Here is a 25,834-nt window from a genome sequence, read left to right as displayed (position 1 = left end):
CAACGCGCGATCAACTGGCCAGAACCATTTCATTGAGTCCTTTGCCGGCGGGGACCATCGGCATGACGTTCTCCTCCCGGCTCACCTTGAATTCCATAATGACCGGACCCGGGGTCTCCAGACCTTTTCGCAACACCGCCTCTACCTCAGCAGGATCGGAAGTACTCAGACCGGTGGCACCATAGGCTTCGGCGAGCTTGACAAAATCGATCGGCAACTCCATGCAGGTCTGGCTGTAACGTTGATCGAAGAAGAGCTGCTGCCATTGCCGTACCATGCCGAGAAAATTATTATTGAGAATGACGATCTTCACCGGCAGACGATACTGCACCAGAGTCGCCAGTTCCTGAGAATTCATCTGGAACGAACCATCGCCGGAGACGTCGATAACCTGCCGCTGCGGCCAGGCCGCCTGCGCCCCCAAGGCCGAGGGGAGGCCAAAACCCATAGTCCCGAGTCCACCGGAAGTGAGAAAGGTGCGGGGCTGGCTGAAGTCGAAAAACTGTGCGGTCCACATCTGATGCTGGCCAACCTCGGTAGTAATGATGGCATCGTCATCCGTTACCTTGCGCAAGGTCTCGATGACGAATTGCGGCTTGATCTCCGTGGTTGAGGCAACGTAAGACATCGGCTGGGCCTGGCGCCAATTTGTGATCTGCTCCCGCCAAGGGGCGAGATCGTCAGCCAAATTCTTCACCTCGTGCGGCGTCAGCTTTAATTCAGCGATCAACTTCTGTAGCACGTCGCGGAGATCACCGACGATCGGCAGATCGACACGCACATTCTTCTTGATCGAAGTCGGATCGATATCGACATGGATAATTTTGGCGTGGGGCGCGAAAGTCGAGAGTTTACCAGTGACCCGGTCGTCAAAACGGGCTCCGATCGCAATCAGCAAATCCGATTCCATCACCGCCATATTGGCATAATAGGTGCCGTGCATGCCGAGCATCCCCAGCGATAGGGGGTGTTTTTTCGGAAAGGACGCCATCGCCATCAGGGTTGTCGTCACCGGCGCTTTGATCAATTCAGCAAAACCGAGGAGTTCCTGAGAGGTGTCGGAGAGAGTGACGCCGCCACCGACATAGATGACCGGTCGTTTGGCAGCGAGAATCATCTTGACGGCTTTCTCTATCTGTCGTGGATTCCCCTGGCTGTTCGGCTTGTAGCCGCGAATTTCCACTTTGTCAGGATACTCAAACTTGGCTGTCGCTACCTGCACGTCTTTAGGGAGATCGACGAGAACCGGTCCCGGACGACCGGTGCGGGCGATATAGAAGGCCTGCTTAATAATACGCGGCAGGTCGTGGATATCCCGGACCAGGTAACTGTGTTTGGTGACCGGACGGGTAATGCCGATGATATCGACTTCCTGAAAGGCGTCGTTGCCGATCAGGGCGGTTGGCACCTGACCGGTAATCACTACCATCGGGATCGAATCCATATAAGCATTGGCGATGCCGGTAATGGTATTGGTCGCACCGGGTCCACTTGTCGCCAGCGCTACGCCGACGCGGCCAGTGGCACGGGCATAACCGTCGGCAGCATGAACGGCAGCCTGTTCGTGCCGGGTCAAAATATGGTGGATCGGGTAGTCGATCAAATCATTATAGATATTGATCACCGTGCCACCGGGGTAGCCGAATATGGTCTCAACCCCTTCCTGCACCAAACATTCAAGAAGGATTTGCGATCCTGTCTTCTTCATAGAATAAATCTCCTTTATCTCTTTCGTCTAAACGATGAGGAATGATTATGCTTTGCAAATCGCGCCGGTATTGGCTGAGGTCACCACCGCTGCGTAACGGGCCAGCCAGCCGGTCTTGATCTTGGCTTCCGGGCGCTGCCAACGGGATTTCCGCTCAGCAAGGATTTCGGCATCGACCAAAAGTTCGAGACAACGCTGCGGAATATCAAGACGAATCCGATCGCCGTCTTCTACCAGGGCAATCGCTCCCCCTACCGCCGCTTCCGGTGAAACATGACCGATACAGGGGCCACGAGTACCGCCGGAAAAGCGGCCATCGGTGATCAGGGCAACAGAGTCGCCCAATCCCAAACCCATCAACGCGGCCGTCGGGGCGAGCATCTCCCGCATTCCCGGCCCGCCTTTCGGGCCTTCGTAACGGATGACCACGACTTCACCACCGGTGATCTCTCCCCCCATCAGCGCCGCCATGGCCCCTTCTTCCGAATCAAAACAGCGGGCCGTCCCTTCAAAGACCATCATCTTCTCGGAAACACCGGATTGCTTGACGACCGCGCCATCCGGAGCAAGATTACCGGTCAAAATAGCGATCCCGCCTTCGGCGCGGATCGGTGAGGTCATGGGATGGATGACCTCTTCATCGATCTCTTTGACGCAACTCACAATCTCCGAGATCGACAGTCCGCTGACCGTCGGATTGTCCTCAATCAGCGCCCCGAGTTGCTTCAAGACCGCTGGCACGCCGCCCCCTGCATCAAGATCCTCCATGAAATACTTGCCGCCGGGATTCATCGATGACAGCTGCGGGGTGGTCCGGCTCAACTTGTCAAAGGCGTCCAGAGGCAGGTCAATTCCCGCCTCGCTGGCGATGGAGAGGAGATGGAGAACCGTATTACTCGAACCACCAAGGGCAAGATCGACGCGAATCGCGTTACTGAAAGCCTCAGCGGTGAGGATCTGCCGGGGCGTCACCCCGTCGCGTACCAATTCGACAATCCGCTCACCGGAAGCAAATGCAATGCGTCTTTTCAACGAGGAGACCGCCGGTGCGGTGCCGCAACCGACCAGACTCATCCCCATCGTTTCAGTGAGGATGGCCATGGTGTTGGCGGTAAAGAGGCCTTGACAGGAGCCGGCTGTCGGACAGGCCTTCTCTTCGCAGACAAGCAACTCCTCGGCACTCAATGTTCCCCCTTTGTAGCGAGCCATGGCTTCGAAGGTATCGGTGACAAAAGAATATTGTCGACCTTCACGGCCGCGCCCGGCCAACATCGGTCCGGCGGTGACGACAATACAGGGAATATCAAGGCGTGCCGCCGCCATGAGCATTCCCGGTGTAATTTTATCGCAATTGGTCAGCAAAACCAGGCCGTCAAGACGGTGTGCTTCGGCGACAGATTCGACCATGTCAGCAATAAGCTCCCGGGTCGGGAGACTGTAATGCATACCGCGATGACCCATGGCAATACCATCGCAGACACCGGGAATACCGAAGAAGAAAGCATGCCCACCGCCGCTATGCACACCCTTTTCAATAAAGCGTTCCAAATCACGCATACCGACATGACCGGGAATCAGGTCGGTGAAAGAAGTGGCGATACCGATAAAGGAGCGCCCCATAGCATTACGTGGCAGGCCGGTGCCCATCAACAGGGCACGATGGGGGGTGCGTTCGAGACCTTCGGTAATAGTAGAACTGCGCTTGTTTGGCATGCACATCTTCCTTTGATGAAAAAGATTTTCAGATTTAGGCCGATTTATTTAATCATATTAAAATTACTATGGATTAAATATGGGAAAAGGGTTCAGGTCGATGTCGACCGAACCCTTTCCTGGATTCCTGTTGTCCGTTTTTTCTATTGAGTCTTTTGTCTATAGATCGATTCCATCTCGTCTTTTCCCGCCAGTTTCAATTTTTGCACCCGTTTTTTTTCCAACTCATCCTCAGTACTGAGATAATCTTTCGCGGTTAATCGCTCAAGGTCTCTTTCAAGAATCTGATGTTCTTCGTAAAGCCTGCGGAACCGGGGATTCTCTTCAAATAACTGCTGTACCAACGACTCGTCGTACTGCTGCATCGGACGCCTCCTGGCTCAAAAAGGGGGAAAGAAAAAAATGCAACGGGTTTTTACAATATCGAAAGGATTTCATCCTGTCAACAGCCAATCAGGGCTTTGCCCATGTCATTTTTGTTGAGCAATTTCCGCATCAGAGGGGCGGATATAGCGGGGAAGCAAAAGCCCGGGATCCCCGCTCTCCCCGGACTGAAATCTCTGCAGAACCAGAGGTGCGGTTGAAGAGGCCCGGGGGGTATGGAGCGGCCCGGGAGCAAAGATCGCGAGGGGACCAAAGCGCTCAACGATCAGATCACGATAAAGAACGGCGCCACTGCCAACAAAGAGGGCAGGAACCGGCATCGCCGCGAGAAATTGCTGCGGAGGGAGGACACAAGGTCCATCAAGGAGACAGGGAGAACCAGTCGCCGTTGAAAAGGTAGCAGCATAGATCTCCTTTTTACGGGCGTCGAGAAAAGCGCAGACCGGCAAGGTCACATAAGGGAGGGCCGAGGCTAAAAGGTGCAGGGACGAGATCCCGAAAAGGGGGCGATGACAGGCCCGAGCCAGCCCCTTGGCAGCGGTGACGCCGACGCGCAAGCCAGTAAAGGAACCGGGTCCATCTATCACCGCAAAGGCTGCAACTTCGGCAAGGGTGCACTGCTGTTCCGTGAGAAGCTGCTGCACATGCAGCAACAACTGATCACTGTGATTGGCGAGAGAATCGACAACGATCTCTGCCAGCAGGTGCTCGCCGCGACACAGCGCCACACTGCCGGCCGTCGTCGAGGTATCGAGGATCAACAGCAATTCACTTGTCACCCTACCCTCCCATGACCAGACGGGTGATATCGTTATAAAATGCTAAAAGCATCAACAGGAGGAGGAGGGCCAGTCCGACCTGCTGTGCAATCTCGCGGATCCTCAGAGAGAGCGGCCGGCGGATGATAACTTCGATGAGATTAAAGAAGAGATGACCGCCATCAAGAATCGGGATCGGCAAAAGGTTGAGAATCCCCAGTTGAATACTGAGAAAAGCGAGAATAAGGAAGATACTGGCAACATCGGTCTGTGCCGCCTGGCCGGCGATCTGCACCACCGAGATCGGACCGCCGATATTATCGCTGGAGACATGGCCGGTAAAGAGTTTACCGATAAAGAGATAAGTGAGTTCAATCAATTCGTTGGCGCGATTCCAGCCGGCGCCGATTGCGGCTAAAGGGGCGTAGCGTTTTTCGATCGTTTTCATCTGCGGGGAGATGCCGATGATGTATTCGCCATCCTTCGCCTGTGCGGTCATCGTCAGCGTGGTCAAGGTTCCGTCCGCACGTTGCACCTTAAAACTCTGCCCGCTCCCCGCTCCCGTCCGGATCAAATCTTTGAGATCGTACCACGATTTGACGCTCTGGCCATCGATGGCAAGGATGCGGTCACCGACCTTGAGGCCGGCCGCATCTGCGGGCATTCCTGCAGCCAGAGTTCCGACCACCGCTTCTTGCGGCGGCAGGAGACCGACCGCCATCAATCCGTCGATCCCCCCATCGGACAGCGACAGCACCAATTGCTCCTGCGCCCGTTGGACCTCAATCTCAAGTGTGGTTCCGGCATGGGATAGGAGGATATTATTAACACTCTCCCAAGTTGTTACCGGCGAATTATTAATGGCAACGATACGATCATTCGCCTGAAATCCGGCGGCGGCCGCCGGGGAACCGGCGACGACATAACCAGTGGTCGCCGGCTGCTCAATATAAGCCGGGACACTGACGCCGAGCATAAATGCTAAAGGAAGGATAAGAAAAGGGAGGACAAGATTGGTCAGCGGTCCGGCAGCGATAATCAGCGAACGGATGCCGACCGGCTTGGCGGCAAAGGAACGGGATGCATCTTCTGGAGTCTCGACCTCACCATCCCCTTCGATCGTCCCGCCCTCACCAAGCATGAGGACATAGCCGCCGAGGGGGATGACGCAGATCATATACTCGGTCTCCCCCCACTGCCGCGAAAGGAGACGGGGACCGAATCCAATGGAGAACTTCAGGACTTTAACGCCGGCAAGCTTGGCAACGGTAAAATGACCAAGTTCATGAACAAAGACGAGAAAGCCGAGAATGGCTATCCCCGCAAGGATTGTCAGCATATTTTACCTCCGGTCCAACCGGCAGAAATCAGGCGCCGCGTTTCAGCCCGCGCAAAACGGTCTGCGTGTAATATATCGTCCAGATAAACAGGGACCTGCGGATCATGACGATCCAGGACCGCTTCGATAATCTCCGCAATCGCCAGAAAGGAGATTTTCCCGGCAAGGAATGCTTCGACAGCAATTTCATTGGCAGCATTCAGGACTGCCGGAGCAACACCGCCGGCCGTAATGGCTGCGTAAGCGAGCTTCAGACAGGGAAAGCGCTGCAGATCAGGCTCTTCAAAGGTGAGGGAACCGATCGAGCAGAGATCGAGGGGGGGGAGTTTGAGAGGAATCCGCTCAGGGTAGGAAAGAGCGTAGGCAATCGGTGTCTTCATGTCCGGAACCCCAAGTTGAGCAATCACCGCACCATCACAATATTCCACCATAGAGTGAACGATACTCTGGGGGTGAATCTGGACATTAATGCGATCGACCGGCACGGCAAAGAGCCAATGCGCCTCGATAACTTCCAGCCCCTTGTTCATCATTGTTGCCGAGTCTATGGAGATCTTCCTCCCCATACTCCAATTGGGATGCGCCAGAGCATGTGCCGGGGTAACACTCTGCATCTGCGCTAATGACCAGGTGCGGAAAGGACCACCGGAAGCCGTGAGAATAAGCCGCCGGACATCCCGACTGCGATGCCCTTCAAGGGATTGAAAGAGGGCGGAATGTTCACTGTCGACCGGGTACAGACGCACCCCTTTGCGGGCAACCGCTTCCATGACCAGCGCTCCGGCCGTCACCAGCGTCTCCTTGTTGGCCAAAGCGACATCCTTGCCCGCTTCGATGGCAGCTAAAGTCGGGACGAGACCAGCGGCACCGACAATCGCCGAAAGGGTCATCTGCGTATCGGCATGAGCCGCACAAATTATCAACCCTTCGATCCCGGAAAGAATTTCGGTGCTACTGCCCTTGACCATCTCCCGCAGGGTCACTGCATCCGCCTCATGGAGAACGGCAGCAACCTGGGGTCGAAAGCGATGAATCTGGGCAGCAAGGAGGTTGAGATTATTGGCGCCGGTCAGAGCCACAATTTCAAAACGCTCGGGAAAATCAGCGACAACTTCCAGGCAACTGACACCGATCGATCCGGTCGATCCTAGCAGCGAAAGACGCTTCATTGCAGCCACAAAACCAGATAGTAGGCGGGGGGGAAAGCAAAGATCAACGAGTCGAGGCGATCTAGGAGTCCGCCATGACCGGGAATGATCCGGCCGGAATCCTTCACCCCGTAACTGCGCTTGAGCATCGATTCAAAGAGGTCGCCAATCTGTCCACACGGGCCGAGGACGAAACCGATTCCACCGACCAGCAGCCAGGAGAGCGCCGGAAACCAGAAAAATTTTGCTAAGAGAGCGCCGGCAATCCCACCGATCAAACCACCGATCGCCCCCTCGACACTCTTCTTCGGGCTGATCGCCGGGTAAAGACGGTGTTTACCGATGGCTGAACCGACAAAATAGGCGGCAGTATCGCTCAACATCACGATCAAAAAGATCGTAAAAATCCATTCCCTTCCCTGCGGAAGGGTGCGCAACAGAACGAGATGGCCGAGAAGGAGGGGGAGATAAAGAAAGCCGAAGAGAACCGTGGCGCAATCACGGGCAACCGTCTCGATTGTACGGTAATGAAAAAGGAAAAGCGTGGCAACGACGAGTGTAGCGGCAACAAATGCCCCGGTCGGCAAGCCGTTTTGCAGGTAAAGACTGGGGACCAGTCCAGCACCAAGAAGCGCTGCAAGGGTGCGCTCGAAGCGCCGGTCGGACGGGAGCGCAATACGATAAAGTTCATCGAGGGCGATAAAGACAACAATCGTGACAGCTGCACAGAAGAAGGCTGGTGTGGCACGCCACACCAGCAGAAGCAGCAGGGGAAGAAGGATAACCCCGGTAATAATGCGCTGTTTAATAATTAAACTCCTTAGCTGTCCGGATTTTCATGGCGCAACTGTTCACCGGTGAGACCGAAACGACGCTGCCGACGGGCATATTCGGTCAAGGCCAACTGCAATTGTGCAGCATCAAAGTCCGGCCAATAGGTTTCACAAAAATATAGCTCTGCATAAGCGATCTGCCACAAGAGAAAATTACTGATGCGCATCTCGCCGCTGGTCCGGATCAACAAATCCGGATCGGGGATGCCGCTGGTCTCCAGACAGGCGGAAAAATCTTCATCGCTGATCGCCTCCGCTACGATCTCTCCAGCGAGAGCCTTGACTGCGAGTTGGCGCGCCGCCTGGACCAACTCAGCACGTCCCCCGTAGGAAAGAGCCAGAACCAGGGTCATAGCGCGATTATCAGCGGTCTTTGCTACTGCTTCCTGTAGAATAACACGAACATTAGCCGGTAAACGCGAGGTATCGCCGATCACTTGCAGACGGATATCCTGTTGTTGCATCGCCTTGAGTTCACTCGACAGGTAGTGTCCTAACAGCCCCATGAGGGCGCCGACCTCCTCATCCGGACGCTGCCAGTTCTCGGAACTGAAAGCATAAAGAGTGAGGAAGGGAATCTGCTCTTCCCGGGCGGCTGTAACAATCTTGCGCACCGTCTCCACTCCGCGGCGATGACCCAAAATCCGGGGGAGATGGCGCTGTTCAGCCCAGCGGCCGTTTCCATCCATGATAATTGCAATATGTCGGGGCCGGGTTGTCATAGCAGGTCTTTCGTGCCAGAAATGGAATGACAAACTAACACGGGTTGAGAATGGACGGCAAGTGGAAGAGACGAGGGGAAAGATTTTACCGGGTGCAGCGAACCGCACCCGGTAACAGGAGAAAAAAACAAGAATCAGTCAACAATCGCACTGACCGGGCAACAGTCGACACAAGCGCGACATTCGGTGCAGTCAGCACTAATCGCATACTTGTCGCCAACTGCGGCAATGGCGCTGACCGGGCAGGTATCGACACAGGTACCACAGGCAATACAATTTTCTGTAATCTTCAGAGCCATCTTGCTCTCCTTACTACGGGATTAATAAAATGAAGATTATTAAATCTCCATGATTTCCTTGTCCTTAACAACTACAACCTCATCAACTTTCTTCACAAATGCATCGGTGGCGTCCTGCACATCCTTTTCCGCACGCTTCAGTTGATCTTCGGTAATCAACTTGTCCTTCTCCATTTTTTTCAAGGTATCGTTGGCATCGCGACGTAAATTGCGAATCGCAACTTTCGCCTCCTCACCAAGCTTTTTAACCGTCTTTACCATCTCCTTACGCCGGTCTTCGGTCAAGGCAGGAAAGATCAAACGGATGGCGGAGCCATCGGAATTAGGATTGAGTCCAAGATCCGACTTGAGGATAGCCTTCTCGATATCGGGCAGAAGTTTCTTTTCCCAAGGCTGAATGACAATCATGCGCGGCTCCGGAACCGTCATACTCGCCACCGCACTCAACGGAGTCGGTGTACCGTAATAATCGACGCGGATCTCGTCAAGCAGGGTGATCGAAGCCCGACCGGTCCGCACCCGGGTAAAATCCTTGCGCAGTGAATCGATCGATTTCTCCATCGATGCCTTTACCTTGTCGATAACGTCCTGGTTCATCGTTTATACTCCCTTGACGATAGTCCCGATTGCTTCGCCGGTGACCACCCGCTCTATGTTCCCCGGGCAGGTCAGATCAAAGACGATAATCGGCAGGTTATTATCCATACAGAGGGATGTTGCTGTCGCATCCATGACTTGGAGACCACGCTGCAGCACCTCGATATAGGTCAACGATTGGTACTTGACAGCATCCTTGTCTTTATGGGGATCGGCACTGTAGATGCCATCGACCTTGGTCGCTTTAAGGATGACTTCGGCATTGATCTCCATCGCCCGCAGGCTCGCCGCAGTATCAGTGGTAAAGTAAGGATTTCCCGTCCCGGCACCAAAGATGACAACCCGTCCCTTCTCAAGGTGGCGCATGGCGCGACGCCGGATATACGGTTCTGCCACAGCCTGCATATCGATCGCCGATAAAACCCGCGTCGTTACCCCGATCTTTTCCAAAGCATCCTGCATGGCAAGGCTGTTCATAACCGTCGCCAGCATCCCCATATAATCGGCGCTGGCACGGTCCATCCCCTTGGTGGCACCGGCAACGCCACGAAAGATATTCCCGCCACCGATCACCACGGCAACTTCCACTCCGAGAGCGACTACGCCTTTTATCTCGGCGGCTATCGCTGAGATGACAAGGGGATCGATGCCGTAACCCTGATTCCCTGCCAATGCTTCGCCACTTAGCTTCAGAAGGATCCGCCGGTATTTAGGAGTCGCACTGCTCATCTTATTCCTGCCCTTCGTCGTTTTTAAGCCGAGAGTTCCTGCCAAGCCGCAAAAAGCAACGGTGGGGACAAATAAATGAACCCACCGTTGCCTGCATGGCTTGCTTATTTACTCATTGCCGCAACTTCCGCGGCAAAATCATCCTGCTTCTTTTCTATGCCTTCACCCAACTGATAACGGGCAAACGCTGAAAGCGTCACCTCGGCCCCGATCTCTTTGCCGAGGGACTCAACAACCTTGGAAATCTTCTGATCCGGGTCGATGACATAAGCCTGCTCAAGAAGACAGACTTCACCGTAGAACTTGTTGATCTGCCCGTCGACAATCTTGTCGATGATATTGGCCGGCTTGCCGCTTTCCAGAGCTTTTGAGCTGGCAATATCCTTTTCGCGGTCAACAACAGCGGCCGGAACCTCGGAACGCATCAGATACTGCGGACTGGCTGCGGCAACATGCATGGCAATCTGGCGAGCAACTGCGGCAACGCGGGGATCATCCCCTTTGCTGCTACTCAGTTGCACGAGGACGCCGATTTTGCCACCGGCGTGGATATAGGAAGCAACGATCCCTTCAGCAACCGAAAAACGCTCGAAGCGGCGAATCGCGAGATTCTCGCCGATCGTTGCAATCTGCAGAGTCAACTCTTCGCCAACGGTGCGTCCCAAAGTCGGGAGAGGAACATTTTTCAATGCTTCAACATCGGCTGGCGCCACGGTGAGAACCGTTTCCGCAACAGTCTTGGCAAAATTCTGAAAATCGACGTTCTTGGCAACAAAGTCAGTCTCGGAGTTGACCTCGACCAGCGCACAACAGTTTCCTTCGCCAGCGGCAACGATCATCCCTTCGGCGGCGATGCGGCCGGCCTTCTTGGCTGCGGCAGAAAGGCCCTTTTTACGAAGAATATCGATCGCGGCTTCCATGTCGCCGTTTGCTTCAGTCAGGGCTTTTTTGCAATCCATCATCCCTGCGCCTGTTTTGGTCCGGAGTTCGGAAACCATACCTGCTGTAATATCTGCCACGTGAACCTCCTGAAATGAAGACAGAGCAACGCCATCTTCCGGGAATTGTTACGATTGATAAATCGGAAAAATGGCGGCCGTTACAGGAGCGGCCGCCATTGATATCCATACGACTCAAAAAGTCGCAGAATGTTACTAAAAATTACTCAGCAACAGGCGCTTCTGTGGCCACAGCGACTTTAACAACCTCCTCAACGACCTCTGGGATCACAACAACTTCAGCCGCCAGAGCTTCATCGAGGGGAGCGCCGACTTCGTCGCCGGAACGCAGGGAGTTCTCACGCAGCAGGACGCCGTCAGCACAGGCTTCAGCCATCTTCGAAGTGAAAAGGCGGATGGCGCGGATGGCGTCGTCGTTGCCGGGGATAATGTAATCAATTTCGTCCGGGTCGCAGTTGGTATCGACAACGGCAACAACCGTCATTCCCAGTTTGCGGGCTTCCTTGATGGCGATCGTCTCTTTCTTAGGATCGATGACAAAGATCACGCTCGGGATTTTATTCATCCCTTTGATGCCGCCTAGAGTCTTTTCGAGCTTTTCACGCTCGCGCTCCAGTTCCAGACCTTCCTTCTTGGTCAAAAGCTGGTAGGTACCGTCCTGTGACATCAATTCGATTTTTTTGAGGCGATCGATACTCCCCTTGATCGTCTGGAAATTGGTGAGCATGCCACCCAGCCAGCGATTATTGACGTAGTACTGACCCGCGCGCAACGCTTCTTCGGCAATAGCATCCTGCGCCTGCTTCTTGGTGCCGACAAAGAGGATCTTTTCGCCACGACTGACCGCGTCGCGGATAAAATTGTAAGCCACCTTGAAGTGGCGGACGGTCTTCTGCAGATCGATAATGTAGATACCGTTACGTGCGCCGAAGATATACGGCTTCATTTTCGGGTTCCAGCGCTTGGTCTGGTGACCGAAATGAACGCCGGCTTCAAGAAGTTGCTTCATGGTAATCTGGGACATTGTTTCTCTTCTCCTGTTGTTCGGTTAAGGGCCTCCGCCTGGGCCTTAATTGCCGCAATTCCGCACCAAAAGCAGAACACCAAGCGGACAGGCTGAACAGGCGTGTGAATTTTTACAGCGCATTTCTATAGCACGCAGACCTGCTGAGCGCAAGAGAAAAAAGCTCTCATTCTGGTTTACAACAGCCTCCGCCTATATTACTATGCGCGCTTATGATTGCCTTTCGTATCCAACGTTATCTCCTCCGCGAAATTGCCGCGCCGATGTTCATGGCCCTGGTGATCTTCACCTTTGTCCTGATGATGGGGCGCAGCCAGAAGCTCATGGAGATGGTCATTGACAAGGGTGTGCCCGTTGGACAGATCCTCCGCCTCCTTGCCAATCTTTTACCGGCATTTCTGGTCCTCACCATCCCGGTAGCCCTGCTCATCGGCGTCCTCCTTGCCTTCGGGCGCCTCTCGGCCGAGAGTGAACTCGTCGCCATGAAAGCCAGCGGCATCCATCTCTCCCTGTTGATGCGGCCGGTTCTCGCCCTTGCCCTTCTTGCCAGCCTGCTAACGGCCGCCCTCACCCTTTATATCGAACCGGCCGCCAACGCCGCCTTTCGCCGCCAGGCCTTTGCCATTGCCAGCAGCATTGCCACCATCGGCATTCAGCCGATGACTTTCAATGATGAGTTTAGCGGTTTGGTCCTCTACGCCGCCGATGTCGACGATAAAAACGGCCAGATGAGTAATATTTTTATTGCCGACGAAAGGCCTGGCACCCTCCCTGCCACAATCTTTGCCAGTACCGGTGGAGTTCAAATCGATCAAGACGACCAGTCCCTGAATCTGCGCCTTAAAGATGGGGCGATTCATCGCCTCGACGGCAATAACGAAGCATATCAAATTATTCAGTTCGACACTTATGGCTTACGGGTCAACCTCAATCATGGCGACGACAAGGGGCAGGTGCTCAACCGCAAGGAGAGTGAACTCAGTCTCCCCGACCTCCTCAGCGCCCGCCAAAACCCGCAAGACCCCAAAGAAGCCCGGGTTCTCGCAGCCGGACTGCAAAGACGCTTTGTCATGGCCTCGACGCCACTGATCTTTATCCTCATCGGTGTCCCCCTCGGCATCCGCTCGCAGCGTTCCGGGCGCGGCGCCAACTTTGCGCTCTCCCTCTTTATCTTCCTCCTCTTTTATATCCTCTTCACCCTGGCCAAAACCCTGGTCATTGATGTCGGTCTATCGGCTCTCTTTCTGTGGCTGCCCGTTGTCATCTTCACCATTGCCGGCGTCTTTCTCCTCAGAGCGGCCGCCAATGAGCGAGAAATCCACTTCAGCTTGAGCACCTACTTCAAAAAGAAGGATTAAAGGGTATTTACATGCTATTAACCCGATATACCCTGGCATTCTTTTATCGTTTCTTCTTCCTCTCTCTCGGTTCCTTTGCCGGTCTCTATCTGCTTATTGAATTTTTCGAAAAAGTCGATAACCTTGCCCGCAAGAATGCCGTCCTTGCGCAATACCTCATCTACTTCCTCGGCAAAATCCCCATGATAGTCACTCAGGTCGTTCCCCTTGCCGTACTGATGGGGGTCTTCATGACTATCGGCACTCTCTCCCACAGCAACGAATTGACCGCCATGCGGACCGGCGGCATGAGCTTGCCCCGCATCACCCTGCCGCTGTTAGTGATGGGACTGATCATCTCTCTCACCGTTTTAGCCGCCAATGAATGGCTCGTCCCCATCACCAGCAGAGAAGCAAATCGCGTCTATCGCTTCGATCTCGAAAAGCAGCAGCAACTGACCATTACTCGTGACAAAGTGTGGCTTAAAGACGGCCAGGCTCTCGTCAATATTCGCATGGTTATCCCTGCCCAGAATCTTTTGCAAGGGATCAGCATTCAGGAACTTTACCCAAACGGCAGGCCTTCCACCCGCATCGATGCAGAACGGGCGACCTACAGCGCCGGTACCTGGCTTGGTGAAAAGGTCACCACCACCCGTTTTTCGGCAACGAGTGGTGAAGTCGTCGATGTCGTCAAGAGTGCGGCCAGCGCCCTGCCCTTAACAAAAAGCCCCATAGACTTCAGTGCCATCAGCGAACGCAACGACGAAATGACCATCTCCGACCTCGCTTATATGGCACAAAGGGTCAAGAAGGAAGGCTACGACTCAACCCGTTACCGTGTCGACCTGCATGGTCGTTTAGCGACGCCCTTTGCCAGTCTGATCATGGCCTTTCTCGGCATCCCTTTTGCCTTGCAGCGCGGTCGCGGCTCCAGCCTTGCCGTCGGCATTGCCATCAGCATCTTTATCGGTATCTCCTACCACCTTTTTCAAGGGATGATGCTCGCTCTCGGCTACTCCGGCACCGTTCCCATCCTCCTTGCCGTATGGTCTCCCAACGTCCTCTTCGGTCTTCTTGGCATCACCCTGCTTGTTACCAAACGCTAAAAATTGCACGACACGATAGTGAGCAACATCCAGCAAAAGTCAGTCATTAATTCGTGTTTATAATGACTTAAGCGCTCTGCCAAAATATGTTCACGGCATGTCAACACCCCCTGTGGATAACCTTGAGGAAAACCCCATCCCTACAGCTAAAAAGGTCAAGAAAATGGGGGGTACTAGGATTTTGCCTAATAATTATGCAAAAGACAACTAGCTGTTTTTTAAGTCTTTTACCTCGAAAGCTCATATATAAAACTGCATATAAGGGATAAGCCCCTGTTTTCGCACTAAAGTTGAATCTTTTCAAAATGGCTGTTGAAAAACCCTCCATTTTGTTGGCAAAAAAGCTCTACAATGGCATCAAAAAAAACATCTTAAATCGAAAAAACCCTTGCATCGATGACGGAAATGCGCGGTCAAAAACCCTTGGGGGTAAAGTGGGAGCGGTTGATTTCCAGACAAGTGTACTGTTGAAAGTCTTGGTGAACCCAAAACTGCGGGAGGAGAATAACGTTCTTGCATGAGTACAAAAAAACAGCCCGGTTCCTTTTCCTGTGTCCCGGCTTGGGGCCACACAAAGAGACTGGGCTGATTCTGACTTTAAAAAAATGAATGGTGGGGGTGGTCGGAATCGAACCGACATGGGCTTGCGCCCGCTGGATTTTGAGTCCAGTGCGTCTACCTATTTCACCACACCCCCTGAAAACGTTTCACAGTAATCGCCACTGACGATGAATGCGGGCGGAATATAATCCATTCCGCAGCGCAGGTCAAGATCAAAGACAAGGAAGCTTAATCCTAATAACGGTAACGATCGCTCTTGTATGGCCCTGCTACCGGCAGACCGAGATAATCCGCCTGCTTCTGGGTCAGGGTGGTCAGACGCACGCCAAGTTTACCGAGATGGAGGCGGGCGACCTTCTCGTCGAGTTGTTTGGGCAAGACATAAACTTCATTTTTATAGCGTTCCGGGTGACAGAAGATCTCGATCTGGGCGATGACCTGGTTGCTGAAGCTGTTCGACATGACAAAGGAGGGATGACCAGTGGCGCAGCCGAGATTGAGCAGGCGCCCTTCGGCGAGAACGATGATGGCGTGGCCATCGGGGAAGAGCCACTGATCGACCTGGTTGCCATGTTCCCGGGGATTTTTGACGTTGATCTTCTGGATTCCCGGCACTTTGGCGAGCGCTGCCATATCGATCTCGTTATCAAAGTGGCCGATGTTGCCGACGATAGCACTGTTCTTCATCTGCGACATGTGCTCGGCGGTAATGACGTTAAAGTTGCCAGTAGCGGTGACAAAGAGATCGGCGGTGGCAACGACCTCTTCAAGGGTACTCACCTGGTATCCTTCCATGGCTGCCTGCAGCGCGCAGATCGGATCGATCTCGGTCACAATAACTCGGGCTCCCTGGCCGCGCAGCGACTGCGCGCAGCCTTTGCCGACATCGCCGTAGCCGCAGACAACCACGACCTTGCCGGAGAGCATGACATCGGTGGCGCGCATGATGCCGTCAACCAGCGAATGGCGGCAGCCGTAGACATTGTCGAACTTGCTCTTGGTCACCGAATCGTTGACATTCATCGCCGGGAAGGGGAGCTTTCCTTCCTCCTGCAACTGATAGAGACGGTGGACGCCGGTCGTTGTCTCTTCCGTCACCCCTTTGATGCTGTTACGCATCGCCACCCAGTCAAGACGTTTGGCAGCAATCGATGTTTGCAGACAGTTGACGAACTCCATCCAGTCTTCAGGATCGTCAGCACAAAGGGCAGGCACGCCCTTTTCCTGCCATTCCGCGCCCTTGAGGACCATCATCGTTGCATCGCCGCCATCATCGAGGATCATATTCGGCAGTTTTTCGTCTGGCCAGGCCAGCGCCTGCTCGGTGCACCACCAGTACTCGTTGAGGGTCTCGCCCTTCCAGGCAAAGACCGGAATCCCCTGTGGATTCTCCGGGGTGCCGTTCTTGCCGACAACTATCGCCGCTGCCGCCTGATCCTGGGTCGAGAAGATATTGCACGATGCCCAGCGCACTTCGGCGCCGAGGGTAACGAGGGTTTCGATAAGCACCGCCGTCTGAATGGTCATATGCAGGGAACCGGTAATCCTTGCCCCCTTTAGGGGTTGAGTCGCGCCGAATTCAGCCCGCAGGGCCATTAACCCCGGCATTTCCACTTCGGCGAGATCCATCTCTTTACGGCCGAGTTTGGCAAGGACGAGATCTTTAACTTTAAATGCGAACATGCTTATTTACCTTTCAGGAAGAGGATCGATGCACCAGCATTATCGACGGAATCGATTATTTTTTTGCAATTATCAGCTCGATTGCCTCAGTTAGCGAATCGACAACCAAGGCAGACGGCGGCAGCCCCTGCCCTTCCTGCACCCCATAACCGGTGCGCACCAGGATCGAACGGCAGCCGGCATTGAGCCCGGCCTCGACATCGGAACTTTTGTCGCCGATCATCCAGGAGGCAGCGAGATCGATGTGATGTTCTTGCGCCGCCTGCAACAACATCCCCGGCTCCCCCTTACGACAGTTACAGGGACCGTCGCCATGTTCCGGATGGTGCGGACAAAGGTAGAAGGCATCGATGCGCACGCCGAAAGAAAACAACTCCCTTTGCAGATGATCGTGCAGCTCCTCAACAGCGCTGGCGGAAAAGTAACCGCGCGCTACTCCTGACTGATTCGTGACAACGATGAGGAGAAAGCCGGCTTCTTGACCGCGACGCAGGGCCTCCCCGACTCCGGGGAGAAGCACAAGATCCGCCGGAGCAATAAGATAGTCCTTTTCAACATTGATCGTACCGTCTCGATCAAGGAAAATGGCACGGTTAAGGGTGATCCCCGCAGGCAAATTCCCCTGCCCGCTCAAGCTGTATCCCGGTAAGCTTCGAGGATCTTTTCGATAGTCGAGGTCGTTGATTTACCGTCGACAAAGTTTATCAGCTCAACTCGTCCCCCCCACCCTTCGACAAGATCACGGCCAACCACTCCTTCAACAGTGTAATCCCCCCCTTTGACGAGGATGTCGGGACGGAGGAGCTGGATCAGCTCATAAGGAGTCTCTTCGTCAAAGAGGACAACGTAGTCGATACAAGAGAGTGCGGCGAGAATATGGGCGCGCTCTTCTTCGTCAATGAGCGGGCGTTTCGGCCCTTTGAGACGGCGAATGGAGGCGTCGGTATTGAGGCCGAGGACAAGGAGATCTCCAAGGCGCCGCGCCTGCTGCAAATATTTGACGTGGCCGACATGAAGGAGATCGAAACAGCCATTGGTGAAGACGATCTTCTTGCCCCGTTCCCGTTCGGCACTCAGGAAGCGGGCGACAATGGTGCGATCATGAATCTTGCTCTGCGGTTCATCTTCCTGACTCATTGCCGCGCGTAGCAGTTCATCCGTCGTCACGGTCGAGGTGCCGAGCTTGGCCACGACGATCCCGGCACCAAGGTTGGCGATCTGCGCGGCCTGGGCAACATCAAGACCGGCAGCAAGCCCGACCCCCATCAGGGCAAGGACGGTATCGCCGGCGCCGGAGACGTCGAAGACTTCCCGCGCCACCGTCGGCAGGGGGAGATGGCGACCGTCGGGATAAAAGATACTCATCCCTTCTTCGCTGCGGGTAATGAGGAGGGCATTGAGGGCCAAAGAGGCACAAAGTGCCTTGCCGGCCGCTTCGAGAGAAGTGATATCCGTAATCGCAATGCCGGTTGCCAGTTGTGCTTCTTTGCGGTTGGGAGTCAACAAGGTGGCGCCGCGATATTTGCGATAGCTCTCCCCCTTGGGATCGACAACCACCGGCACCCGTAACTGATTGGCCATGGCAATCAAGGCCATCGTCATCCGATCCGTGAGGACACCCTTGCGATAATCGGAAAGCAGGAGGAGGTCGCAGTTAGCAAGAGCAGCACAGGCAGAGGTCAGGAGCTGATCTTCACTGGCCGTGCTGATCGATGCCCGGATCTCCCGGTCGATCCGCAGCACCTGCTGATGGCCGGCAAGGATTCGGGTCTTGCGCGTGGTTAAGCGGCCGGGCTCAAAGATGATGCCGGAACTGGCAATCCCTTTGGCTGCAAGGCAATCTGCAAGTTTATGGCCATCTCTGTCATCACCGACTACGCTGAGGACGGCAACCTGACAACCGAGCGTAGCGAGATTGTTGATGACATTGCCGGCACCGCCAAGACGCAGATCATCGCGGGAAACATCGACAATCGCCACCGGCGCTTCCGGAGAGATCCGCTCCGTCTTTCCCCACAAATACTCATCGAGCATTAAATCGCCAACGACCAGGGTGCGCAGCTTCGGGAGACGAAGAAGAAAACGTTCGAGCAGCAGCCGGTCAATCTTCATGAAGTGGCTCCCGGCTGGTCAAAGAGTTGCTCTTCGATCAGTTTGCAGAGAAGGTGAATAATAGTGACATGCATCTCCTGAATATGCGGCGTTTCAGCGCAAGTAACGATCAGGGGGAGATCGACGCGCGCAGCAATGGCACCCCCGTCACGACCAAGGAGGCCAATGGTGGTGCAGCCGCACTGCTTGGCGGCCGCGAGGCCAGCAAGGATATTAGCCGAATTGCCGCTGGTAGAGATGCCGATGACCACATCTCCGGGATTGGCCAACGCTTCGACCTGGCGGGAAAAGATCTGTTCAAAACCGTAATCGTTGGCTACGGCGGTGAGGATCGAGCTATCGGTGGTCAAGGCAATCGCCGGCAGACCGCGACGTTCGAGCAGAAAACGACCGACCAGTTCAGCGGCAAAATGCTGCGCGTCGGCGGCGGAACCGCCATTGCCGGCGATCAGGATCTTTCTGCCATCGGCCAAAGAGTTCGCCAGGAGCTGCGCACAACGACGAATTTGCGGCGTCAGTTCAGGGACAGTGCTCGCGAATACCTGGGCATGGCGGGCAAAGTAAGCAGAAATCTGCGTATCGATTGACATAAGGACCGTTTCAGGGCTGCGCCGTGAGAGGCGTAGCTTCATCAATAAGAAGAACGGGAATCTCGTCGCGTACCGGATAGGACAAGGCACATTGATGGCAAAGGAGAGCATCGCTGGCGGTGGAGAGGAGCAGCGGCCCTTTGCATTTAGGACAGGCAATAATTTCAAGAAGTTGGGAGGTCAGATTCATAACATTCTCGTTCGCGTTAAAAGGGTGTCGACAATCTCTTCCAGCTTGCCCACCGGAGCAAACTCCAGTTCGAGAAGGGCCTGAAAACAAGGGAGAGGTAAATCCGAAGAGCGAAGTTTAACACCGTCTTTCTCTGTCGTCACGAAAAAATCGGCATTTAAAGATGCTTGATCAAGCTTCTTCAAGGTTTCAGCACTAAAGTCCGCATGGTCATTCAGCGCGATGGTGTCAATGATTTCCAACCCGAGCGCCTTTAGTGCCAGGAAAAAATTCGTCGGGTTGGCGATGCCGGCAAAAGCCACACCGCGCTGTCCGCTAAAGTCTTTAATTCTCTGTACGGTGCCGTCAAGAGAAACAAACTCCCCGGCCAGGCGATGGCGGCAGCGCAGGGTTGACAGCGTGGCAAAGGGAGACGGAGCGGCGAGCCCTTCGTCGCGGGTCAGGAGGCAGAGCCCGGCACGATGGTGGGCAGCCGCTGGCTCGCGCAGCAGACCGGCAGGAAGAACACTGCCATTGCCCAGAGGACGTCCCGCATCAAGGAGGAGGATATCAAGATCGCGCTGCACCGCCAGATGCTGAAAGCCGTCGTCGAGGAGAATGATCGTCGCGCCACAATCGCGAAGGGCCGCTTTTACCCCCGCGCTGCGCTGCGGTGCCACGATCACGACCGCCCGGGGGTTACGGCGCGCCAGGAGAAATGGCTCATCACCACAGAACAAAGACGGCAGGAGTGGGCCCTGCCCGTCACCACGGCTGACGACCGCCACACCGCGACGAAACTTTCCGCCGTAGCCGCGACTGATAACAGCCGGACGCTCACCGCGTTGCACCAGATGGCGGACAATAGCATCGACGACCGGCGTCTTGCCGGTACCGCCGACCGTGAGATTGCCGACCGAGATCACCGGCTGCGGCGCGCGGTAGGAGCGTAAGACGCCGGAGCGGTAAAGACAGGCACGGAGACGCTGCCCTGCCCCGTAAACTAAACTGAAAGGGAGGAGAAAGAGCCACAGCAAAAAGGTCGCCGCATGCAGCGGCTCTTCAGCAAAACGGCGCCAGCGCTGCTTCATGGCCTACACCAGAGTCCGCAACAGAGCCACCGTCCGGGCCGTGGCGCCAGCATGGGCAGCAATGAGCTGGTGGCCGGCCGCACCCTGTTGTTGCCGTAATGAGAAATCGTGCAGATAGCGTGCAATCAGAGCCGGCAATTCCGCTTCAGACTGCACCTGACTTCCCGCTCCGGCGCTTAGGATCAATTGCGAGATATCGCGAAAGTTGTGCATATGCGGACCAAAGATGACCGGACGGCTGACCAGCGCCGCCTCCAGGAGGTTGTGGCCGCCGACGGGGACAAGACTGCCGCCGACAAAGACCAGATCACTCGCGGCATAGAGCGGGAGGAGTTCACCCAGGGTATCGACGAGGAGGACCTCCCCTGATGCGAGGAGCGAATCTGTTGCCTTTAACTGGCTGCGCCGACGATAAGAAAAGTTCCGGTCGGTCAAGAGGTCACAAACTGCCGGCACGCGGGGCGGATGGCGAGGAGCGAGGATCAGGACAAGCTCTTCTCCCTGCGCCAGGAGAGTGCGGTAACTTTGCAGCAACGCGGCTTCTTCGCCTTCATGAGTGCTGCCGCAGATCCAGATGGGGAGATGATCTGGTAGATGATAGCGCAAGCGCAACAGCGCCGGATCGGCTTCAACCAGATTCATCGGCATGTCGAATTTAAGATTGCCGCTGCTGACAACGTTCTCGGGTCCGGCGCCGAGGGCAATAATCCGCTCGCAATCTATAGTCGATTGCATACTAAACAGGGTGACCTGTTGCAAAAGCGGGGCAAGAATTCTTTGGAATCGCCGGTAGCGGGGATAAGAACGATCCGAGATGCGACCGTTGACCAGAGCAATGGGGACGTGGCGCACCGCAGCGGTACGGATCAGATTTGGCCAGATCTCGGTTTCGACAATAACGATCAGGGTGGGCTTGAGCCGGGCAAGGACGCGACGGATAACAAAAGAAAGGTCGAGGGGGAAGAAGAGGCAGAGATCAAGCTCGGCTATCGTCGCCGCAACTTCGTGACCAGTCTCGGTGACATTGGTGAGAACCAGGGCATGATCAGGCCACGCCTGACGCAAGCCCTTGATCAAGGGGATCGCCGCCCGCGTTTCGCCGACGGAAACGGCATGAATCCAGATCACCGGCCGGCCCATGATCGCCGTCAAACGTTGTGGTGCGTAGTAACCGAAGCGTTCACGCAGGCCACTGCGCGAGCGAAAGCCGAAGACACGGCGCAACAGATACCAGGGGATCATCCCGGCGGCAATCAGGAGGAGGATGAGATCATACAGCGCGAAGGCCATAGCTCTCCAATCGGTCGATAGCCCGGGCTTCATTGGCATTCATTGCCGTCTTGAGCCGACCCTTGAAGGATTCACTCTCTTCGCCGGGGAGATAACGGATCGCCTCGCCATAGACATAGACGCCGCGGCCAAAGGGATAAGGGAGCACGAAACGATCCCAGGACGCAAAGCGATGGCCGCGACTGCTGACAAAACACAAAGGGACGACCGGACGACCGGTGATACGCGCCAGCTCGACGATGCCATCCTTGAGTTCACGGCGAGGTCCCGTCGGCCCATCAGGCGTGATAATCAAATCGAGAGGCCCTTTACCGAACTGCACCATCTCACGAAAAGCGGCCCGTCCGCCGCGTCGGGAAGAACCGCGCACCACTCCCAGTCCGAAAAATGTCATCGTCCGGGCAAGCAACTCGCCATCACGGGAGCCACTGACAAGAGCCCGGCCGCCGGGGCCGTGATAACCGAGGACCATCAGAAACAGTTGTTCATGCCAAAAGCTCAGGATCACTCCCCTGCCTTCGCGGCGCAGTGCATCAACTTGATCTTCATCGAGAACTTCGCAACGATTCAAATGATAAACCGACCACATCAGCGCGGCGGCGATAGGGGGTAGCGTCGCCATTATAAAGCGTTCCAGAAAGCCGCCTTTTTTCATTAAGCCTCCCGGAACTGCATGTCGTAGAGACGGCGATAAAGGCCGTTTTCATGTACAAGAAGTTCACCGTGCCGCCCGACCTCGACAATGTGCCCATGTTCGAGCACGACAATCTTGTCAGCATGCATGATGGTGGAGAGGCGATGAGCAATGACAAACGTTGTACGGTTGTGCATGAGATTAACGAGCGCCTGCTGCACCATCGCTTCACTCTCGGTATCAAGGGCACTGGTCGCTTCGTCAAGGATCAGAATCGGCGCATTACGCAGCAGCGCCCGGGCAATACAGATCCGCTGGCGCTGGCCGCCGGAGAGACGCAATCCGCGATCACCGATGCGTGTTTGATACCCTTCCGGCAGGACGGCAATAAATTCATCGGCATAAGCCTGCTTCGCGGCCGCTATGACCTCGGCATCCGTTGCCTGCGGCTTGCTCAAACGGATATTGTCGGCAATCGTTTCGTTGAAAAGGAAGGATTCCTGATCGACCATCGCCAGATTCTGCTTGAGACTGGCCAGGGTAATTTCTGTGATATTGTGACCGTCGATAGTGATGACACCGGAAGTTGCATCATAAAAACGACACAACAGGGCAGAAATCGTTGTCTTTCCCGCACCGCTCGGCCCAACCAGCGCAACGACTTCGCCCGGATTAACGACAAGAGAGAGATTCGAAAGGACCGGCTGATCGTCATCATAAGCAAAAGAGACATCGTCAAAGACAACAGCCCCGTTGGCCGCGCCAAGATCAATGGCCTTTTCCTGATCGCGAATTTCCAGCGGTTCGTCGAGCACCGCAAAGACCCGCTCCGCCGCCCCCATCGCTATCTGCAGATAATTATTAAACTTGGTCAGACGTTTGAACGGTGCGTACATCAACATGATAGCACCGCAGATCGAGAAGAGCTGCCCAACGGTCATGACCTCATTCTGCACCTGCTCCATGCCGTAGCGGATAATCGCAAACATGCCGATACCGGTGACGATCTCGATAAAGGGGGAGGAGCCGGCATCGTACTTGAAAACCTTACTCAATGTCCGGTAATACGACAAATTTTCCACTTTAAACCGGGAAGAGATCTCTGCCTCGGCACCAAAGCCCTTGATCACCTTGATCCCGGAAAAAGACTGTTCGAGGGTCCGCGACAGCTCCCCCATAATCCCCTGCCCTTTGCGCGCATAACTCTTGATGCGTTGACCGATAATACTGATCGGCCAGGCAGCCAGGGGCAAAACGACAAACGCAATCGCTGCCATCTTCCAGTCAGTATAAAAAGCAACACCGATCAGGGCCAACAAGGTGACAAGATCGCGCATGGCTCCGACCAGGACCTCAGCCAGAGAGCTTTGCAGTGACTGGACGTCGTTGAGGTGCTTCGACATGAGGACGCCGGTCGGATTTTTGCCAAAAAATCGCATCGACAGATTCATGACGTGGCTAAAGAGATCGTTGCGAATCGATTGAATCGCCAACTGACCAGCGGTCTTGATAAAGTACTCCTGCAGGTAACGGCCGGTGGCCTTGACCAGTTGCAAACCAAGAATCAGCCAGGGGACAAGAAAAATCATCTCAGCATCCTTGGCGACAATCACCTTGTCGACAAAGGGCTGAATCAGTCGGGCCATCGAGCCATCGGCTCCGGCACAAAGGAGAGAGCCGAACATCGACAAGGCAATGCGGCCGCGATGCGGTTTGATATAGATCCAGAGCCGGCTATAAAGGGAACGCTTGTCTAACATGTCTCTCCTTTACGGCGAATCTGCCCGCGACTCATCTCTACTGCCATCTGCGCCACCCGTTGCGAACACCCGCCCGGCCCGATCTTCTCCCTGACCAGTGCCAGCCCTTGCCGCAACGCAGCAGCGTGCAGCGGGTTAGCGAGGATCATATTGAGTTCAGCGCCAAGGACTTGCGGATCGGCTGCATCCTGAACGAATTCACGAGCAACCTCCTGACCGGCGATGATATTCGGCAAACCGATAAACGGAACCTTGATCAGATGCCGGCCGATGGCATAGGTCATGGGTGCCACCCGGTAAATGAGCAACAGCGGCGTACCGACCAGAGCGACTTGCAAGGTCACCGTCCCCGAGACCGCCAGAACAGCATCAGAAGCATTGGCGACATCGTAGACCGACTCGGCAACGAGAGTCAGGGGCAGATCAGCGCCCCCCGCCTGGGCAATCGCGGTGCTGAGCCGTTCTGTCCCGAGAGTGGCAGCGGCCGGAACAAGGAAATGGACCGACGGATGCTCCTGCATCACGATCCGCGCTGTGGCCAGCAGGGTCGACAGATTGTAGCGCAGCTCCGTACCGCGACTGCCGGGAAAGAGCCCGACGACCGGGGAGACAGAGGGGATACCAAGTCGCCGGAGAAAAGGTTCGCGCTCTTCACTGATCTGCACCTGATCGGTGAGGGGATTGCCGACATATTCGACGTCGATATCGAGTCCGGCATACAGAGGGGGTTCGAAGGGGAGGATGGCAGCAAGACGGTCGACGACTTTGGCAATATGCTTCACCCTCCCCCGCCGCCACGCCCAGACCTGCGGGCTGACATAGTAAAGGACGGGAATGCCGAGTTTTTTGGCGACAGCAGCAAGGCGCAGATTGAAATCCGGGAAGTCGATAAGGATAAGGAGATCGGGTCTTTGCTCCCCCTGCAAAATTTTCTTGAGGTGTTGAAAGGTTTGCCAGATGATCGGGAAATGTCCAATGACTTCGACAATCCCCATAACCGAGATGGTCTTGCCGGGGATGATGATCTCACATCCGGCCGCAGCCATCTGCTCACCGCCGACGCCGAAGAAAGAGAGTTCCGGATCGATCACCTGCGCGGCACGGATCAGGTTGGCTCCGTGCAGATCCCCAGAGGCTTCTCCGGTGACGATCATGGCACGACGTGGACCGGTGCTATTTGGCGGAAAGTAATTTTCAGACAAAGGATCATCCTCATCTTAAGCGACACGAACGCTTACAGGGAGGCCAAATCTACGGCACTCCCTGCTAGTTTAAACACTTTTCA

At 55.1% G+C, this 25,834-nt stretch carries 26 protein-coding genes and 1 tRNA gene; 3 read left to right on the top strand and 24 right to left on the bottom strand.

Features of this window, described 5'->3' with window-relative positions; genetic code table 11:
• Nucleotides 1–10: 10 nt before the first annotated feature.
• The 13 genes from ilvB to rpsB all read right to left on the bottom strand — a co-directional run bounded on the left by ilvB (nucleotide 11) and on the right by rpsB (nucleotide 12,213).
• Entirely contained in the window at nucleotides 11–1,708 is a 1,698-nt protein-coding gene (gene ilvB / locus CVU69_01170; GenBank protein PKN13810.1) for an acetolactate synthase, large subunit, biosynthetic type, read from the bottom strand.
• Nucleotides 1,709–1,753: 45 nt separating this feature from the next.
• Nucleotides 1,754–3,421, bottom strand: a complete 1,668-nt coding sequence (ilvD, locus tag CVU69_01165) for a dihydroxy-acid dehydratase (protein ID PKN13809.1) — start codon at nucleotides 3,419–3,421, stop codon at nucleotides 1,754–1,756.
• A gap of 143 nt (nucleotides 3,422–3,564) precedes the next feature.
• Complete coding sequence (locus CVU69_01160; GenBank protein ID PKN13808.1) at nucleotides 3,565–3,786, bottom strand: DUF465 domain-containing protein; 222 nt, start codon at nucleotides 3,784–3,786, stop codon at nucleotides 3,565–3,567.
• A 105-nt stretch (nucleotides 3,787–3,891) separates the two neighbouring features.
• Nucleotides 3,892–4,620 carry a tRNA (adenosine(37)-N6)-threonylcarbamoyltransferase complex dimerization subunit type 1 TsaB gene (gene tsaB, locus CVU69_01155; protein PKN13807.1) on the bottom strand — a complete coding sequence of 243 codons (729 nt, stop codon included), beginning with the start codon at nucleotides 4,618–4,620 and terminating at the stop codon, nucleotides 3,892–3,894.
• Complete coding sequence (gene rseP, locus CVU69_01150) at nucleotides 4,586–5,902, bottom strand: RIP metalloprotease RseP (GenBank protein PKN13806.1); 1,317 nt, start codon at nucleotides 5,900–5,902, stop codon at nucleotides 4,586–4,588. Before rseP ends, tsaB begins: the two co-directional genes overlap by 35 nt.
• Complete coding sequence (locus tag CVU69_01145; GenBank protein ID PKN13805.1) at nucleotides 5,896–7,071, bottom strand: 1-deoxy-D-xylulose-5-phosphate reductoisomerase; 1,176 nt, start codon at nucleotides 7,069–7,071, stop codon at nucleotides 5,896–5,898. Before CVU69_01145 ends, rseP begins: the two co-directional genes overlap by 7 nt.
• The gene (locus CVU69_01140) at nucleotides 7,068–7,859 is read right to left on the bottom strand and encodes a phosphatidate cytidylyltransferase (GenBank protein PKN13804.1); all 792 of its coding nucleotides are present in this window, start codon (nucleotides 7,857–7,859) and stop codon (nucleotides 7,068–7,070) included. The genes CVU69_01145 and CVU69_01140 overlap by 4 nt, the downstream gene beginning before the upstream one ends.
• Nucleotides 7,860–7,870: 11 nt before the next feature.
• Nucleotides 7,871–8,605: a hypothetical protein gene (locus CVU69_01135; GenBank protein PKN13803.1), complete on the bottom strand. Its 735-nt coding sequence runs from the start codon at nucleotides 8,603–8,605 to the stop codon at nucleotides 7,871–7,873.
• A gap of 134 nt (nucleotides 8,606–8,739) precedes the next feature.
• Complete coding sequence (locus CVU69_01130; protein ID PKN13802.1) at nucleotides 8,740–8,904, bottom strand: 4Fe-4S ferredoxin; 165 nt, start codon at nucleotides 8,902–8,904, stop codon at nucleotides 8,740–8,742.
• Between the two features lie 39 nt (nucleotides 8,905–8,943).
• Complete coding sequence (locus CVU69_01125) at nucleotides 8,944–9,501, bottom strand: ribosome recycling factor (protein PKN13801.1); 558 nt, start codon at nucleotides 9,499–9,501, stop codon at nucleotides 8,944–8,946.
• A gap of 3 nt (nucleotides 9,502–9,504) precedes the next feature.
• Nucleotides 9,505–10,230 (bottom strand): UMP kinase, encoded by a 726-nt coding sequence (locus CVU69_01120; GenBank protein PKN13800.1) that lies wholly within the window; start codon nucleotides 10,228–10,230, stop codon nucleotides 9,505–9,507.
• Nucleotides 10,231–10,334: 104 nt separating this feature from the next.
• Nucleotides 10,335–11,249, bottom strand: coding sequence for an elongation factor Ts (locus tag CVU69_01115; protein PKN13799.1), 915 nt, complete (start codon nucleotides 11,247–11,249; stop codon nucleotides 10,335–10,337).
• Nucleotides 11,250–11,391: 142 nt separating this feature from the next.
• Nucleotides 11,392–12,213, bottom strand: a complete 822-nt coding sequence (rpsB, locus tag CVU69_01110; protein PKN13798.1) for a 30S ribosomal protein S2 — start codon at nucleotides 12,211–12,213, stop codon at nucleotides 11,392–11,394.
• A 212-nt stretch (nucleotides 12,214–12,425) separates the two neighbouring features.
• Between rpsB and lptF the strand changes: the two genes are divergently transcribed.
• From lptF to CVU69_01095, 3 genes are all read left to right on the top strand, one after another.
• The gene (gene lptF, locus CVU69_01105) at nucleotides 12,426–13,571 is read left to right on the top strand and encodes an LPS export ABC transporter permease LptF (protein PKN13797.1); all 1,146 of its coding nucleotides are present in this window, start codon (nucleotides 12,426–12,428) and stop codon (nucleotides 13,569–13,571) included.
• A gap of 11 nt (nucleotides 13,572–13,582) precedes the next feature.
• Nucleotides 13,583–14,659 (top strand): LPS export ABC transporter permease LptG, encoded by a 1,077-nt coding sequence (gene lptG / locus CVU69_01100; protein ID PKN13796.1) that lies wholly within the window; start codon nucleotides 13,583–13,585, stop codon nucleotides 14,657–14,659.
• A 290-nt stretch (nucleotides 14,660–14,949) separates the two neighbouring features.
• A complete protein-coding gene (locus tag CVU69_01095) occupies nucleotides 14,950–15,180 on the top strand; it encodes a hypothetical protein (GenBank protein PKN13795.1) in 231 nt (76 codons plus the stop codon).
• An 89-nt stretch (nucleotides 15,181–15,269) separates the two neighbouring features.
• On the opposite strand, the gene CVU69_01090 is transcribed toward CVU69_01095, so the two are convergent.
• The 11 genes from CVU69_01090 to CVU69_01040 form a co-directional block, all read right to left on the bottom strand.
• Nucleotides 15,270–15,356, bottom strand: a tRNA-Leu gene (locus CVU69_01090).
• Between the two features lie 98 nt (nucleotides 15,357–15,454).
• Nucleotides 15,455–16,903, bottom strand: coding sequence for an adenosylhomocysteinase (locus tag CVU69_01085; protein PKN13794.1), 1,449 nt, complete (start codon nucleotides 16,901–16,903; stop codon nucleotides 15,455–15,457).
• Nucleotides 16,904–16,958: 55 nt separating this feature from the next.
• Complete coding sequence (locus CVU69_01080; GenBank protein PKN13861.1) at nucleotides 16,959–17,507, bottom strand: D-glycero-beta-D-manno-heptose-1,7-bisphosphate 7-phosphatase; 549 nt, start codon at nucleotides 17,505–17,507, stop codon at nucleotides 16,959–16,961.
• A gap of 26 nt (nucleotides 17,508–17,533) precedes the next feature.
• Nucleotides 17,534–19,015 carry a bifunctional heptose 7-phosphate kinase/heptose 1-phosphate adenyltransferase gene (locus CVU69_01075; protein PKN13793.1) on the bottom strand — a complete coding sequence of 494 codons (1,482 nt, stop codon included), beginning with the start codon at nucleotides 19,013–19,015 and terminating at the stop codon, nucleotides 17,534–17,536.
• Nucleotides 19,012–19,605 (bottom strand): phosphoheptose isomerase, encoded by a 594-nt coding sequence (gene gmhA, locus CVU69_01070; protein ID PKN13792.1) that lies wholly within the window; start codon nucleotides 19,603–19,605, stop codon nucleotides 19,012–19,014. Before gmhA ends, CVU69_01075 begins: the two co-directional genes overlap by 4 nt.
• Before the next feature lie 10 nt (nucleotides 19,606–19,615).
• Nucleotides 19,616–19,795 (bottom strand): hypothetical protein, encoded by a 180-nt coding sequence (locus CVU69_01065; protein PKN13791.1) that lies wholly within the window; start codon nucleotides 19,793–19,795, stop codon nucleotides 19,616–19,618.
• Nucleotides 19,792–20,865 carry a tetraacyldisaccharide 4'-kinase gene (lpxK, locus tag CVU69_01060; protein PKN13790.1) on the bottom strand — a complete coding sequence of 358 codons (1,074 nt, stop codon included), beginning with the start codon at nucleotides 20,863–20,865 and terminating at the stop codon, nucleotides 19,792–19,794. Before lpxK ends, CVU69_01065 begins: the two co-directional genes overlap by 4 nt.
• Nucleotides 20,866–20,868: 3 nt before the next feature.
• Entirely contained in the window at nucleotides 20,869–22,194 is a 1,326-nt protein-coding gene (locus tag CVU69_01055) for a 3-deoxy-D-manno-octulosonic acid transferase (protein PKN13789.1), read from the bottom strand.
• Nucleotides 22,136–22,810, bottom strand: a complete 675-nt coding sequence (locus CVU69_01050; GenBank protein PKN13788.1) for a hypothetical protein — start codon at nucleotides 22,808–22,810, stop codon at nucleotides 22,136–22,138. The genes CVU69_01055 and CVU69_01050 overlap by 59 nt, the downstream gene beginning before the upstream one ends.
• Nucleotides 22,810–24,549 carry an ABC transporter permease gene (locus tag CVU69_01045; protein ID PKN13787.1) on the bottom strand — a complete coding sequence of 580 codons (1,740 nt, stop codon included), beginning with the start codon at nucleotides 24,547–24,549 and terminating at the stop codon, nucleotides 22,810–22,812. The genes CVU69_01050 and CVU69_01045 overlap by 1 nt, the downstream gene beginning before the upstream one ends.
• Complete coding sequence (locus CVU69_01040) at nucleotides 24,543–25,703, bottom strand: lipid-A-disaccharide synthase (protein PKN13860.1); 1,161 nt, start codon at nucleotides 25,701–25,703, stop codon at nucleotides 24,543–24,545. Before CVU69_01040 ends, CVU69_01045 begins: the two co-directional genes overlap by 7 nt.
• Between the last annotated feature and the right edge of the window lie 131 nt (nucleotides 25,704–25,834).

Source organism: Deltaproteobacteria bacterium HGW-Deltaproteobacteria-4 (assembly GCA_002841765.1).
Lineage (GTDB): Bacteria > Desulfobacterota > Desulfuromonadia > Desulfuromonadales > UBA2197 > UBA2197.
Note: the sequence above shows the minus strand (reverse complement) of the source record. Positions and strands in the feature narration are given on the sequence as shown.